Origin of the sequence: Labrenzia sp. R5_0 (genome assembly GCF_017743835.1) — a bacterium.
Lineage (GTDB): Bacteria > Pseudomonadota > Alphaproteobacteria > Rhizobiales > Stappiaceae > Roseibium > Roseibium algicola.
Window position 1 is genome coordinate 156,611 of the sequence record NZ_JAGHRK010000002.1, and the last position, 13,588, is coordinate 170,198.

A 13,588-nucleotide genomic window follows, 5' to 3' on the forward strand; every position below is an offset into this window, starting at 1 on the left:
CAATTTCCCCCTCATCCTGAGGAAGCGCGAAAGCGCTGTCTCGAAGGATGGGCGGCACACTATTGAGCAAGTGTCCCATCCTTCGAGACAGACCTGATGGTCCTCCTCAGGATGAGGTTGGATGGGAACAATTGACTATCGGATCTTTGAAACGAAGAAATCAGAAGACACCTCAGCCCTCACACATGCGGCTGCGAGCGCACCATGACTTCGCCCACCTTGCGCCACACGTTGCGCTGCTTCAGCGTCTTTTCAGCCACATCCGCAAGATCCATCAGAACCGGCATGCCGCGATCCTTCAAACCCGGCATGGATTTCAAGTCGCCGCCGGTCCACGGCAGGAACGGATTGCGGCGCATGTGCCAGTGGATTTCCGAACGGACTGTCGGTTTGTCGGACGGCGTGCGGCCGTGAAAGGCAAAGGTATCGGCCACGATCAACGTGTTTTCCGGCACCGCCATCTTTTTGGGCTGCGGCAGGCCAAGGGAGGCAAGCTCATCCGCCTTGATCCGGAAAGACCCGCTGGCGTGGTGGGACCTCAGGTCCTTGGCTGCGCTCAGGGAGCATTCATACTCCCATTCCAGCCGCTCCTTCGTGAGCTTGTGTGAGCCCGGGACGAAGAAGAAGGGCCCATCGTCCTCGCCGACGTCCTGCAGGAACAGCCAGGCCTTGGACGTCGCGTGGAACGTATCTGCATGGGCATCGGACTGCGGATCTTTTTTCTTCACCTTCAACGGTTCTACCAGGACCGTCTGAATGAAATTGAGAGGCTGTCCACCCTGCGAGGCGGCATAGCGGATCATGTTGATCGCACGCGGATCACGCACCGCCTGAGCCAACGCAGCGTTTTTGCGCAACACCTCCGGCGGCAGCAAGGTCATCCGCGTCACCGCCTGGCCCTGGCGCATCTCCCGCGATTCGAACGGCTGGTTGAACACTTCTTCCTTGAGCTGGCGGAAAGTTTCTTCCGGCAGGAAGTTCTTGACCAGGAAATAGCCGTTCTCATCGAAGAAAGCCTGCTGGTCCCGTTCAACCAGATGCGCCAGCTTCGCGCGTCTGCGTGCTGCAAGATCGGCCGCAAGCTGCACTCTTTTCTTGTGCAAGCCCCAGGTATTCAGCCTCTCGCTTCCCAGAAGCGGATTCTTGCGCGGAGACTTGTCGGTTCCGGCGAGACCCAGAACCCAGAACGGGGCTTTCAGATAGGACAAGGGTGTCATGCAGCACCAAAAATGAATTTCATCGAAGTGGCGTGTATCTAACACGTTTTTGCCTGCGGGTTTCAATGTTTCCATTCATTTCGGCGCTGTTTTGCGCCGTCAGAACCCGTCGCGAATGCGTCTTCACCCTTTGGCGGCAGTGACCTTTGCCGAATCCTGCGCTAACACCTTGAGGCATGATGACAACGGCACGAAATCTCGACCCCGCGAAGCTGGCGGACGGTCTGAAAGCCGGACAGCGCGCTGCGCTTGCCCGCGCCATCACGCTCGTGGAATCGCGCAAGCGCGAGCATCGCCGCCTTGCCCAGCATCTGATCCAGGAACTGCTGCCTCTTACAGGCAAGGCCCTCAGGGTCGGCATCACCGGCGTGCCAGGTGTCGGCAAGTCCACGACCATCGACACGCTGGGGTCCAACCTGACTGCCGCCGGGCACAAGGTCGCCGTTCTGGCGGTCGATCCGTCATCTACCCGTACCGGTGGGTCGATCCTGGGTGACAAGACAAGAATGGCCCAGCTTGCGGTGAATCAGAACGCCTTCATCCGCCCTTCGCCTTCCGCCGGTACACTTGGCGGGGTCGCCGCGAAGACGCGCGAAACCATGCTGTTGTGCGAGGCCGCCGGGTACGACGTGATCCTGGTTGAAACCGTCGGCATCGGGCAATCGGAAACCACGGTTGCCGACATGGTCGACTTCTTTCTGGTCCTGATGCTGCCTGGCGCCGGTGACGAGCTTCAGGGCATCAAGAAGGGCGTTCTTGAGATCGCCGACATGATCGCCGTCAACAAGGCCGACGGCGACGGCGCTACCCGTGCCCGTACCGCTGCCTCGGACTATCGCGCAGCGCTGCATATTCTTGCTCCCAAGTCGCCCACATGGACGCCGCCGGTCATCACGGTGTCTGGCCTCGCCAACGAAGGGCTGGATCACCTGTGGGAGCAGATCACGGTGTTTCGCGAGCGCATGCAGGCCAGCGGTGAATGGCATCAAAAACGCAGCGGCCAACAAGTCGCCTGGATGTGGGACATGCTTCAGCAGCGCATGATGGAAGCCCTGACATCGAACACGCGTACCGCCGACCGTCTCAAATCCCTGGAGGAGGAAGTGCGCGGCGGCAAGACCGCTGTCTCGCTCGCGGTGGACGAATTAGCGACCTTGATGGGGCTTGGCGAATGAACACTTCAGGACGCAAGACCGTTCTGGTGACCGGTTTTTCGCCGTTCCCGGGGGCACCCGTCAATCCGACGGAGCGCCTCATGAGACGGCTCGCCAAACGGATTGGGGCGCATCAGTCAGGTGTCGACTTCGTCTTCCATGTCCTGCCGACAACCTGGGCTGGGCGTGAGGATGTCACAGACCGGCTCCGCACCACCCTTTCGCCAGACGCCATCGTGCACTTCGGCGTCGACGGGACGCGGCGAACGATCAATATTGAAACAAGGGCCGTCAACAAAGCCGTACGCGTGCGTCCGGATGCGTTGGGCAGAGCACCGGCGAGGCCGGAACTGGCAATCTCTCAAGAACGCGCACGGAGCTCAACCCTGCCTGCCAGGGCCCTGCGCGATGCTGCGCTTGCCGCAGGTGCACCCGCACAGCTTTCCACCAACGCCGGAACCTATCTCTGCAATGCCACCTTGTGGGATTCCATCGGCTCGGGCATTGCCAGCATCTTCGTTCACGTTCCGGCTTTGCCGAAAGGTCCGCGCGATACGAGACCGGCCTACCCTGTCATCGAGGAAGCCGCGGTCCGCATTCTGCGCGAACTGGCAAGGCGCCTGCGATAGGGGGAAGCTCGGGACACTCTCCTGAAGAACTTTCCCCTCATCCCATCTCCCTCATCCTGAGGAAGGCTGAAAGCCCGTCTCGAAGGATGGGCCGCTTGCTCCCGAATGTGTCGCCCATCCTTCGAGACAGCACTTCGTGCTTCCTCAGGATGAGGTGGTATTGGGTTATCTGAAATTCAGTATTTCGCGGCTTCAGAGTCCCCGAGCTTCAATATACCACCTGCCCCTGCCTCAATGCACACGGCCAAGCAGTCTCTCGACCTGGCGGATGCAGTCGGCCGCCATGTCGGCGGACAACCCCGCCCGGCCGAGAACCCGCAAGCCGAAATAGGCTGTCAGTACGCCGCGCGCGGTGCCGCGAGCTTCTGTCCCCTCAAGCCCATCGTCCTGAAGCGCGCGGTAAAAACCGTTTTCCAGACGCCTTGTCATGGCCTGCAGCCTTGCCTCGGCTTCTGCCCCCCCCGCCTTGTCGACCAGGGCATTGCACAGAAAGCAGCCAAGCCTGTCGCCATCTTTCTGGGCGAGGTCGGCAATGCGGCCGAACAGGGCAAGTATCCGGTCCCGTCCCGCCCCTTCTGAAGGGTCACCAAGAAAAGCGACCGTGTTGCTGACAACCTGATCATTGTACCTGTCGAGTGCAGCCAGATAGACCGACTGTTTGTCCTGGAACGCCTTGTAGAAAGAACCCTTGGTAATGGCCATGGCATCGAGCAGTTCGGACAGCGAGGCTTCGTCATAGCCAACGTCCCAGAACAGCTCCATGGCTTTTTCCAATGCCTCATCGGCGTCGAATTCCCGAGGTCTTGCCATGCGATCTCCCGTCAAGCCACTTCACAAAAAACTCAACCGCGTGTCACGCGCTTGTGTTTTGTACCATTCGGTTCCTAACTCTATTTAGGAACCACCGGCAGGGTTGGTCAAGTGCGGCCGATTAGGAACCAATCGGTTCCTATCTCAAGATCGCTTGAACACGTCTTTGCCGGACCAATTCAACCCCTTGGGAGTGTCTCCAGATGTTTGCAAACCTCATTCGCGGCTCAGTTGCCGCCCTGGTCGTCGTCACCGGGCTTGTCTCCAGCGCTTTCGGTGCCGGTTTTGATGTCAACGCCACCATCACCGGCCTGGCCCTGCGCGGTGTCGATCCGGTTTCCTATTTCGTCAATGGCGCTCCGCAGGACGGCGACATTGCCATTACCGAAGTTCACAACGGCGCCACCTACCGTTTCGCCTCTGAAGAGAACCGCGATCTCTTCAAGCAGAACCCGGAAAAATATCTTCCGCAATACGGTGGTTTCTGCGCCTTCGGTGCTGCCATGGGTGTGAAGGTCGATGGTGACCCGGACCTGTGGAAGATCGTCGACAACAAGCTTTACCTGAACCTCGCACCGTCGATCCAGGAACGTTGGAACAAGGACGTACCGGGCTTCATTTCCAAGGCTGACGAAAACTGGGTTGGTCTGGAAAGCGTCGACCCGAGCAGCCTCTAATCGCCTCTGACCGGTCTCTTCTGCCCCTGTAGACCGGTTACCTGACCGGCCAGGCCATGTGCCTGGCCGGTCTCTTTTTTCCGCCGGTTAAAGCGTGTGATCTCGCAAATGCCAATCCGGCACGGCTCTTGCGATTTCAGCCATAGACACTTGAGACGCATCCCAATCCGGGACGTCGGAAAGCAATTGGCCGGATCGATGACACGTAATCTTTCAAAACTGAACCGACGCGCGTTTCTTGCCGGGACAGCATTGTGTCTTTCCGGGACAGTCGCCACGGCCCAGATGAAGGTTGCCGACCTGCGCGGTTCTATCGACTCAGAGGATCTTGGTCTTCTTCCCAACGCGGCAGATGACCAGACCGCTCAATTCCAGAATGCCGTCAATCGTGCCGTTGAGCGTGGTCGCGCGCTGTTCCTGCCTGCCGGCACCTATCCGGTCGCCAATCTGCGTCTTCCCTCTGGCACATTGATTGTCGGGGTTCCCGGCAGAACACGGCTCGTCTACCAGGGCGGCGGTGGTCAGTTGATCCGTGCCGAGGATGTTGCCAATGTCGGCCTGACCGGGATTACCTTCGATGGCGCCAATCGATCCATCGGCGATTTCACCGAGGGCCTGCTGCATTTCATCAACGTCAAGAACGTCACGCTGGACAATTGCGAGATCACCGGTTCTTCCAAGATGGGACTGTTGCTGGACCGCTGTTCAGGCCGGGTCGAAAATTGCCGGATCTCCGGTGCCGCAGAAGCGGGACTGCGCTCGAACGAGGCCAACGGCCTTGCCATAACCGGCAACACGGTGACCGACTGCGCCAACGGCGGCATCTGGGTGCACCGCTGGCGCGAAGGCGAGGACGGAACCATCGTTTCCGGCAACCGGGTGGAACGTATCGGCGCCCGCTACGGCGGCACCGGCCAGTTCGGCAACGGCATCAATGTATTCCGCGCTCATGGCGTCATGGTTTCCAACAACCGCGTGGCGGATTGCGCCTTCTCCGCAATCCGCTCCAATGCAGGTTCCAACGTCCAGATCATCGGTAATTCCTGCCTGCGCTCCGGAGAAACGGCGATCTATTCCGAATTCGGTTTCCAGGGAGCGGTCATTGCCAACAATATCGTTGACGGCGGTACGATCGGCATATCCATCGCCAACTTCATGGATGGCGGCCGTATGGCGGTCTGCTCCGGCAACCTGATCCGCAACATCAAGAAGGAAGGCCCCTACCCGCCGGAAGTGGCCGGCTTCGGCATCGGCATCGCCGTTGAAGCGGATACGACATTGACCGGCAATGTGGTGGAGGGCGCACCGAAATTCGGCCTGATGCTCGGCTGGGGCCCCTATATGCGCAACATCGCAGCCTCCCAGAACGTTGTTCGGGACTGCGGCACCGGTATCGCCGTAACCGTGGTCGATGGCGCGGGCGCTGCCGTCATCACCAACAACATCGTTCAAGGTTCGCAACAGGGCGCGATCAACGGTTACCGCTGGCTCGAAAAAGCGACCGGTGAACTGAACAATGTTTCGGAATTCGACAATCTCACCGTTCACGGCAACCAGATAGCCGCCTGACTGACCCGACCGCCCGGCACAAACGCGCTCGTCCTCAGAGACATCCCGTCGACCGCTCTCTCCATGCCTCGGGTAAAAACCCTACGAGCAGAAACGGAACGGCATGGATGCCATGGACTTCGAAAGCCAGATACATCTCAATGAACTCATCCCGAGAACGCACTTACGCGCGTTCCCAGGCCCAAGACAAACCGCTGTCAGAACTGCAAAGCTCTGGAGCAATCAGTCCAGGGCGAACCGCAGTGACAGGCACGACAGGCCACCATCGACCTTGCGGGCTTCGTGGGTCGGCAGGACGACGGTCGTGAAACCGGCCGCCTCGATGGCTGCCAATGTCTTCGGGTAGCCTTCCGGCACCATCACGACATCATTCACACGGATGACGTTGGCGGCGTAGTCTTCCCCTTCCGGAACGACCACGATTTCCCGGTCACCGAAAAAGCCGCTGTCTGCCATGACCTTGGTCGCCAGGATGACGCCGTCGCCAAGTGTGGAACAGGCTGTCTTGAAATGCAGCACGCCATCGGGCGTCTCGCAGACTTCGGCCTTGTAGCCCCACTCGCCCAGCAATCCGGCAAAGGCATCAGCGCCCTCCCGGTCAGTGCGGGCGGACAGGCCGATCAGGATGACGTCATCGAGCATCAGGACATCGCCGCCGTCGACATGACCGTTCCCCGGCAGGTCAACAACCTTGCCGAACCGGCTTTCCAGCGCCGCACGGATCTCCGCGCCTTCGCCTTCCCGGCTGGCCGTGCCCGGCCGAAGCTGGATGGCGCCTTCAGGAAGGCAGAAGGCAGGATCCTCGACAAAACAACTGTCCGGGTAGGTTTCAAGCTGCGGCAGAACGTCAACCGTCAAGCCGGCTTCTTGCAAGGCCGAGACATAACGCTCATGTTCTGCCCTGAATTTTTCGCCACTCGGGTTGCCCGTGTCCACCGCACGGATGCCGTCGGCCACGCTGTCGGCGGGCGTGCGCGTGATCGCGTGGGTGAAACGGAAAGACAAATCGGGACGATGTGCCATGAGACAACTCCTGTGACAGAACCAAGCGCTCAACCAGCCATCCGCATGGCCAAATTGCAAGACGTCCCGGCCCTGAAAACATGCATCGACAGGGCCTATGCACCGGTAAAATCAACCTTGCCGGACCTGCCGGACGTCTCCTCCGGCCTGAAGGAAGACATCGAGCAAAACCAAGTCTTCGTCGCCGAAACGGATGGCCGTATCGTCGGCTGCGCAATCCTGGGGCTCCACGGCCAAAGTGCTCATCTCATGAACATAGCCGTCGATCCGGATAGCAGGGGCATGGGCATCGGGCGTCTGTTGATGGAAACCATCGAGGTCTTCGCCAGTGAGAGCGGAGCCACCGAGATACATCTGGCAACCCATGTTGCCATGCCTGAGAACGTTGCTCTTTACGCGCACCTGGGCTGGAGTGAATTGGAAAGAACCGGCAACAAGGTGCTGATGAAAAAAGATCTTTGAGCCAGATCACAAGCGCTCGTCACACGCCTCTGCCTCAAGAGCCGAAAAAGCGGCATCTGAAACCAGACGGAAACAGGTGAGAGCCAGGAATGAAGCCTGAGAGTGCGCCGGCTTGTTAAGGCAGCGCTGCTTTCAACTCGGTCAGGAACTCTTCGCGCGGCTTGATGTGTCCGGCCTGGATACCGACCCGGGTCAGGATCGGCGGGTTCACCAGTCCGTCAAGCAGAGCTGCCTCATCATCGTTCAGCTCCAGCATCGCTTCCAGAACGGTTGCCATCATCACTTCGGACGCCCGGGTTGCTCCGTCGTCGCATTTCAGCGCGACACCGAAACCAAGCTCGGGAATGGAAGCGCAGAAGACACCTTCGGCTCCGGTCTTGACGAACACTCGGCCACGGAAAGCTTCCATCACCCTGGTGCAGAAACGGCCTGTCCCGGCAACCATGTAAGGTTCGTTGATGCAGGCATCAAACAGCCGTTCGGCAGCCTCTGCCCGAAGCGGCTCCAGCCCCTCACCGGTTCCGAAGGCGGCAAAGGCGCGCGCGAAGCTGCGCAAAGGTGAAGCGTAGGTCGGGATTGAACAGCCGTCTGTTCCGCAGACATCCTCGGACAGAGTGTCGCCGGTCATCTGTTCCATCACGTTGCGAACTTCACGTTGCACAGGGTGTTCCGCGTTCACATAGCCGCGTGTCTCGACACCCATCACCTTTGCCAGGCCAAGGAAACCGGCATGTTTGCCTGAGCAGTTGTTGTGCAGGCCGCAGGGCGATTCATCAGCCAGGATAAGTTTGGCTGCATCTTCCATCCGCTGGGGCCACTGCGGGCCGCACTCGAGATTGTCTTCGGCAAGGCCTGCCTTCATCAGCATGACCCGTGCCGAATTGGCGTGAACTTCCTCGCCGTTGTGAGACGCACAGGCAAGTGCCAGTTCGGCATCTGAATAGTCGAGCGCTTCCGCCGCTCCCGATTCAACCAGGGGCAATGCCTGAAGTGCCTTGATGGCGGAGCGCGGAAACACCCGGGCTTCCACATTGCCGATACCGAAAACCAGCTTTCCGGCGCTATCGACGATCGCAATGCTGCCCCGATGCAGGCTTTCGATCACGGTGCCGCGGGTGACGTCGACCAGAGCCGGATTGTCCATGAAGTTTCTCATTTCCAAGGTTTCATACTATCAGGCTAAGCGGATTCGGCCCGGGCCGCAGTCAAAAATGCGGAAAGACGCGCGAGCGCTTCGTCGATCACGGCATCCTGCTTGCAGAAGCAGAAGCGAATGTAGCCTTCAGGCGCATCCGATCCATAAAAGGCAGACACGGGAACTGCCGCAACACCGGCGGCCGTGACCAGGCTTTCACACGCCTCGACATCAGTCCGTCCAAGCCCGAGCCCTTCGAACCCGCAAGTCAGGAAGTAGGTTGCATTGCAAGGCAGAACGGAAAATCCGAGGGCGGCAAGGCCTGCCGCCATGCGGTCGCGCTTTGCGGCAAGGTCTTGCGACAGGCCATCGTAGTAGCTGTCGTCCTTGCGCAGGCCATAGGCAACAGCCTTTTGCAGATGTGGCGGTGTCGTGAAGGTCACCCACTGGTGCGCCTTGGCAATCGGGTCCATGAGTGCGGCAGGCCCGGTGACATAGCCGACCTTCCACCCGGTGAGCGAGAAGGTCTTGCCCGCGGAGCCGATCCGCACCGTGCGCTCGCGCATGCCGTCCAGCGCCATCAGCGGTCTGTGCCGGTGACCATCAAAGACGAGGTGCTCGTAGACTTCGTCACAGATCGCATAGGCATCATATTGGCGGCAGAGAGAGGCGACCAACTCAAGCTCTTCGTCTGAAAACACCTTGGCCGTCGGGTTCATCGGGTTGTTTATGAGAACTGCCTTGGTCTTGTCGGAGAAGGCTGCCTTGAGAGCTTCAGCATCCAGCGACCAGTTGGGCGGGGTCACCCGGACGCGCACGGGAATGCCGCCGGCCTGCTTCACCAGCGGCAGGTAGCAATCGTAGAGCGGTTCGATCAGCACGACCTCGTCACCCGGGGATACCAGAGCGAAAATGCAATCCGCCAACGCCTCGGTCGCACCGGAAGTCACCATCACTTCGGTTTGCGGATCGACCTCGAGACCGTAGAAACGGCGATTGGCCTCGGCAACAGCCTGGCGAAGGTCCGGTATTCCCAGCATGGGCGGATATTGGTTCGGCCCCTGCAACAACGCATCAGCCGCCGCCTGCCGGATATCCACCGGCCCGTCGACATCTGGAAATCCCTGTCCGAGGTTCACGGCCCCATGCGCCATAGCCAAGCGCGACATGGTCTCGAACACGGTGGTGGCAATGCCGGTGAAGACCGGATTGGTCGGCTTCATGGTTCCTCCCGAGCGTCTTTTCGCCGGTTCTAATCCCACCCGCGTTTGCCGTCGAGCTTTTTCATTTGACCGAGGCCCAGGCGCAGTTCGACCACCACATGTCATATGAGTGTCGTTGACTCAGTCCATCACCCGCAGTCAGATAGGTTCCGCATCGGAACCTTGGCGGAGGAAGCGTGATGCTCGGCGTGATTATTGGAATTGTGGCAATCCTTCTGGGAGCCAGCATCATTCTTCGACGAGCCGGAGTTCCCGCCGGCGGTCACAGGCTGGTTCAAATTTTTTCGAGCCGGTTCATGGGCATCATTCTGGTGCTGATCGGCGGCTTCATGCTCCTGTCCTCTTCCTTCATCTTGGTGGACGCCAACAGTGTTGGTCACCTGAAGAGGATCTATGCGTTTGAGGAGTTGCCTGAGGGCCGCATCCTTGCCCTGGACGGCGAAAAAGGCCCGCAAGCCCAGATCCTCGGGCCCGGCTTTCATTTCATGCCGCTTGTCCGGGTGCTCTACGATTTCGAGGAATGGGACGTCGTCACCATTCCCGAAGGCTATTATGGCCAGTTGACCGCACTCGACGGCGACGCCATGCCCTCCGGCATGTTCATGGCACCGGCAATTGCAGATGCAGATGTCGGCGATATGCTGAAGGCCGACAGCTTCCTGACAAAGGGCGGTCTGCGCGGACCGCAGGAAACGGTGCTGAAGCCCGGGCAATACCGTCTGAACCGGTATCTCTTCGACATTCGCCTCGATGAGAATACCAACGCGACGATTATCCCCGCCGGGCACGTGGGCGTGGTCAAGTCCAATGTCAGTCAGCCCGGCATCAATTGCATCGAGGAAGAAGTCTCTGCCTCCTCTGTTTCCCGCGAGGCGCTTACCGTTCCCCTGGTACCCAGGGGCTGCGTCGGCATCTGGAAGGACCCGCTCTTCCCCGGGGCCTATTACCTCAACCGGCAGGCCTATGAAGTGACGCTGGTCGATACGCGCGTCCAGACCTGGGAATACAAGGGCGGCTACGTAAAACGCATCATCGATCTCTCGGTCGATCAACAGGGCAATATCCAGCAGAACGAACGCTCCGTTCAGGAACAGATCCCCAGCGACGCTGCCGACCGGGCGGTCTACGTCAAGGTGGAAGGTTGGGACATCCCCCTGGAACTGCGCGCCCTCGTCCAGGTCGACCCTGACAATGCACCCGTGGTCGTCGGCTCCGTCGGCGGACTGGAGGAGATTGAAAACCGCATCCTGACACCGGCCATCCGCTCGATCGTGAGGAACGTCGCCGGTGCCTCGATCCGCGTGCAGGACAAGAATGCCGACGGGACGCCGGTGCAGCCTGCGACCTACACCGTGCGCCCAACCAAGGTTCTGGATCTCATCGAAAACCGCGATGCCCTGGAACAGACCATCGAGCAGCAGATCAAGATCGAAGGCAACAAGGCCGGCGTCGACATTCGCGAGATCCGTCTCGGTGAACCGGCCATCCCGCCGGAACTGCTGGTCTCCCGCCTGCGCGTGCAATTGGCCGATCAGCTTTCCACCGCCTACGAACGCGAAACGGATGCGCAGCAAAAACGCATCGAAACGGAACAGGCACGTTCCACGGCGGACGAACAGCCCCGTCTCGTGGAAGCCCAGATAGCTGTGCAGGTGGCCAATCAGCGCGAACAGGAACGCGCGGCCCTCGGCCGCGCCGAGCGCCAGTATCTGGAGGAACTTGCCCGAGGCCAGAGAGCGCAGGTCGACGTTCTCGGCCAGGACCGCGTAGCTCTGCTGCAGGCGCTGGAGAAACTGCTGACCTCGCTGGAACGCAAACCGGAGCTGGTTGGCCTCGTCGGCAAGCTTGTTCCCAATACAGTTGTCGGTGGAGACAGCGGCTTTGCCGGTGCGGCCGCCCTTCTCGGTGCAAGCCTGGGCCAGGCCCAGCAACCGGCAGCTAACCGGACATCCGGCGGGCAGTAATCCGGATCAGCGGATTGGCCCGCCTAACTCGGGCCATCCCCGGGATCCTTGTCCTTCTCGCCCAGGACGGCGCGCAAGGCCTCCTCCACCCGAGGCACCAGATCCCGGTGCCGCTCGTGAAGGTAATGATAGAAGGCATATTCCTTGCGGCTGGACGGGAGAGAATAAGCATCCTCAAGACCGAACCTCTCTATCATCTCCTTCGCCCTCAACTCGCGGACGAAAACCAGATCGAGCCGCTTCTGTTTCAGCATGAGAAACAGCTGCTCCGGTTCTTCAGCCGACCAGACCTCTGCAAACCCGCTGGCCGCCATTTCGCCAAAGACAGCCCCACGCACATGCCCTGCCCGCAGGGATTTAAGATCCTCCAGGGATTTGTCCTTCAGGTCTGCGCGGTTGGTGTAACCGTAGGCCACAACAGAAAGCAGCGGCACATCCACCCTGACGAGGGTCGGATAACGGTCCCCCACAGAGCCGATCCGGATCACTTCACCATCGGTTTTGCCGGAGGTGGATTCCACCAGAGCCCGGCTTGGCGTGTTTTCGACAATCTCCAGTTCGATCCCAAGGCTCGAATAGGCTTTCTGCAGATAACCGACCGCCACCGGGGTCAAACCGGGAGCCTCAAACCCGGACAGCACAATTCTCTCGCCCGCGGAAGCGGCAGTAGCCAGAAGGAACCCGGCCAGCAGACAGATGAGCCTCTTCGTGCGCATAGTGTTCCTCGCAGCGTCTCGTCAGCCGTGCAGCCTGCGTAAAACCTTCAGCTCAAGCCGGTCTTGTGCAGAACGTGTCCATCTTTCTCCGGCGTCGTCTCACCGACACCGTCGGTTTCCTCACCCACTGGCACCGCCAGCATTCTTTTCAGAACTGCTTCGATCCTGGGCACCAGATCCGCATGTTTCTCATGCAGATAATGATAGAATGCGACCTCCTGCAAAGACGGTCGCAACGGGAAGACACCCACCAGTTTCCGGTCGCGGATAATGCGCCGCCCCGTGCCCTCCCCGGCAATGACAAGGTCGATCCGGTCTCGCTGGAGCATCTCGAACAATTGTTCGGGCGTATCTGCGGTCCATACCTCGGCAAACCCATCTGCCAGTTCAGCGGCGAACCGTGCGCCCGCCACATGGCCAACCCGCAAATGCTGGAGCTGCTTGAAGGACTTGCCGCGAAGCTGAGGCTTGTTCGCATAGGCGAAGGTCCGAGCCAGAATAATCGGAACATCGACACGCAACAGGCTGCTGTGATCGGCTTCGATGGTCCTGATCCGCACCAGTTCACCGTCGGTCTTGCCGGAAGCTGAATCCAGCAGTGCCCTGCGAGGGCTGGTGATAATCGTCTGGATGCGGATGCCTAACTCCCCATAGGCCTGACTTAGAATACTCTCGGCAACCGGGGTCAGGTTTGGAGCTTCAAAACCGGACAGCTTGAGAACGTCCTGTGCCCGGGCGCTGGACATCAGAAGAAGAACGCTCAGCATGGCGCAAAACATGAGCCGATGCATTCTGCCCTCCTTAAGCTGCCTGCACGACAATTTCGTTCACAACAAGCCGTCTGACTGCGGCCACGTCCTCCGCAGTCCCGTATCTAGAGCAATAACCCTACGGGACAATTTGCAGACTTTCCAAGCTGATTGCAATGCGGTTGTACAATCTATTGAGAATAACCAATAACGTGCGCTTGCATGTCTCTCCTTCTGCCAGTCAGGAAAAGACTTCAAGG

At 59.7% G+C, this 13,588-nt stretch carries 13 protein-coding genes; 6 read left to right on the top strand and 7 right to left on the bottom strand.

The annotated features are described in order from the left end of the window. Positions 1-179: 179 nt before the first annotated feature. Positions 180-1,217, bottom strand: a complete 1,038-nt coding sequence (locus J7447_RS09560) for a phytanoyl-CoA dioxygenase family protein (RefSeq protein ID WP_152510438.1) — start codon at positions 1,215-1,217, stop codon at positions 180-182. Between the two features lie 176 nt (positions 1,218-1,393). Between J7447_RS09560 and meaB the strand changes: the two genes are divergently transcribed. Together meaB and J7447_RS09570 are read left to right on the top strand one after the other, a co-directional pair. Next, positions 1,394-2,392 carry a methylmalonyl Co-A mutase-associated GTPase MeaB gene (gene meaB / locus J7447_RS09565; protein WP_209169476.1) on the top strand — a complete coding sequence of 333 codons (999 nt, stop codon included), beginning with the start codon at positions 1,394-1,396 and terminating at the stop codon, positions 2,390-2,392. Next, positions 2,389-3,000 (top strand): peptidase C15, encoded by a 612-nt coding sequence (locus tag J7447_RS09570; protein ID WP_055654962.1) that lies wholly within the window; start codon positions 2,389-2,391, stop codon positions 2,998-3,000. The genes meaB and J7447_RS09570 overlap by 4 nt, the downstream gene beginning before the upstream one ends. 231 nt (positions 3,001-3,231) lie before the next feature. On the opposite strand, the gene J7447_RS09575 is transcribed toward J7447_RS09570, so the two are convergent. Beyond that, positions 3,232-3,810: a TetR/AcrR family transcriptional regulator gene (locus J7447_RS09575; protein WP_023000957.1), complete on the bottom strand. Its 579-nt coding sequence runs from the start codon at positions 3,808-3,810 to the stop codon at positions 3,232-3,234. 203 nt (positions 3,811-4,013) lie between these two features. Between J7447_RS09575 and J7447_RS09580 the strand changes: the two genes are divergently transcribed. Next, positions 4,014-4,487, top strand: a complete 474-nt coding sequence (locus J7447_RS09580; protein ID WP_023000956.1) for a YHS domain-containing (seleno)protein — start codon at positions 4,014-4,016, stop codon at positions 4,485-4,487. 198 nt (positions 4,488-4,685) lie between these two features. Next, on the top strand, positions 4,686-6,056 hold the full coding sequence (locus tag J7447_RS09585; RefSeq protein ID WP_031269278.1) for a TIGR03808 family TAT-translocated repetitive protein: 1,371 nt from the start codon (positions 4,686-4,688) through the stop codon (positions 6,054-6,056). 222 nt (positions 6,057-6,278) lie between these two features. Here J7447_RS09585 and J7447_RS09590 read toward each other — a convergent pair whose 3' ends face one another. Continuing rightward, on the bottom strand, positions 6,279-7,079 hold the full coding sequence (locus J7447_RS09590) for an arginine deiminase-related protein (protein WP_023000954.1): 801 nt from the start codon (positions 7,077-7,079) through the stop codon (positions 6,279-6,281). A 45-nt stretch (positions 7,080-7,124) separates the two neighbouring features. Here J7447_RS09590 and J7447_RS09595 point away from each other — a divergent pair, with 45 nt between their 5' ends. After that, a complete protein-coding gene (locus J7447_RS09595; RefSeq protein ID WP_209169477.1) occupies positions 7,125-7,541 on the top strand; it encodes a GNAT family N-acetyltransferase in 417 nt (138 codons plus the stop codon). Between the two features lie 115 nt (positions 7,542-7,656). On the opposite strand, the gene J7447_RS09600 is transcribed toward J7447_RS09595, so the two are convergent. Both J7447_RS09600 and J7447_RS09605 read right to left on the bottom strand, forming a co-directional pair. Beyond that, positions 7,657-8,685 carry an asparaginase gene (locus tag J7447_RS09600; RefSeq protein WP_062488426.1) on the bottom strand — a complete coding sequence of 343 codons (1,029 nt, stop codon included), beginning with the start codon at positions 8,683-8,685 and terminating at the stop codon, positions 7,657-7,659. A 35-nt stretch (positions 8,686-8,720) separates the two neighbouring features. Further along, positions 8,721-9,899, bottom strand: coding sequence for an aminotransferase (locus tag J7447_RS09605; RefSeq protein ID WP_209169478.1), 1,179 nt, complete (start codon positions 9,897-9,899; stop codon positions 8,721-8,723). Between the two features lie 179 nt (positions 9,900-10,078). Between J7447_RS09605 and J7447_RS09610 the strand changes: the two genes are divergently transcribed. After that, positions 10,079-11,863: an SPFH domain-containing protein gene (locus J7447_RS09610; RefSeq protein ID WP_209169479.1), complete on the top strand. Its 1,785-nt coding sequence runs from the start codon at positions 10,079-10,081 to the stop codon at positions 11,861-11,863. A 23-nt stretch (positions 11,864-11,886) separates the two neighbouring features. Here the strand turns inward: J7447_RS09610 and J7447_RS09615 are convergent, their stop codons facing one another. Together J7447_RS09615 and J7447_RS09620 are read right to left on the bottom strand one after the other, a co-directional pair. Then, a complete protein-coding gene (locus J7447_RS09615; protein WP_209169480.1) occupies positions 11,887-12,579 on the bottom strand; it encodes a transporter substrate-binding domain-containing protein in 693 nt (230 codons plus the stop codon). A 47-nt stretch (positions 12,580-12,626) separates the two neighbouring features. Beyond that, on the bottom strand, positions 12,627-13,370 hold the full coding sequence (locus J7447_RS09620) for a hypothetical protein (protein ID WP_152506248.1): 744 nt from the start codon (positions 13,368-13,370) through the stop codon (positions 12,627-12,629). Positions 13,371-13,588 lie beyond the last annotated feature (218 nt).

Coding starts and splice junctions, on each gene's coding strand:
- J7447_RS09560 (WP_152510438.1), bottom strand. CDS start 1,217: ATGACACCCTTGTCCTATCTGAAAGCCCCGTTCTGGGTTCTGGGTCTC.
- meaB (WP_209169476.1), top strand. CDS start 1,394: ATGATGACAACGGCACGAAATCTCGACCCCGCGAAGCTGGCGGACGGT.
- J7447_RS09570 (WP_055654962.1), top strand. CDS start 2,389: ATGAACACTTCAGGACGCAAGACCGTTCTGGTGACCGGTTTTTCGCCG.
- J7447_RS09575 (WP_023000957.1), bottom strand. CDS start 3,810: ATGGCAAGACCTCGGGAATTCGACGCCGATGAGGCATTGGAAAAAGCC.
- J7447_RS09580 (WP_023000956.1), top strand. CDS start 4,014: ATGTTTGCAAACCTCATTCGCGGCTCAGTTGCCGCCCTGGTCGTCGTC.
- J7447_RS09585 (WP_031269278.1), top strand. CDS start 4,686: ATGACACGTAATCTTTCAAAACTGAACCGACGCGCGTTTCTTGCCGGG.
- J7447_RS09590 (WP_023000954.1), bottom strand. CDS start 7,079: ATGGCACATCGTCCCGATTTGTCTTTCCGTTTCACCCACGCGATCACG.
- J7447_RS09595 (WP_209169477.1), top strand. CDS start 7,125: ATGGCCAAATTGCAAGACGTCCCGGCCCTGAAAACATGCATCGACAGG.
- J7447_RS09600 (WP_062488426.1), bottom strand. CDS start 8,685: ATGGACAATCCGGCTCTGGTCGACGTCACCCGCGGCACCGTGATCGAA.
- J7447_RS09605 (WP_209169478.1), bottom strand. CDS start 9,899: ATGAAGCCGACCAATCCGGTCTTCACCGGCATTGCCACCACCGTGTTC.
- J7447_RS09610 (WP_209169479.1), top strand. CDS start 10,079: ATGCTCGGCGTGATTATTGGAATTGTGGCAATCCTTCTGGGAGCCAGC.
- J7447_RS09615 (WP_209169480.1), bottom strand. CDS start 12,579: ATGCGCACGAAGAGGCTCATCTGTCTGCTGGCCGGGTTCCTTCTGGCT.
- J7447_RS09620 (WP_152506248.1), bottom strand. CDS start 13,370: ATGCATCGGCTCATGTTTTGCGCCATGCTGAGCGTTCTTCTTCTGATG.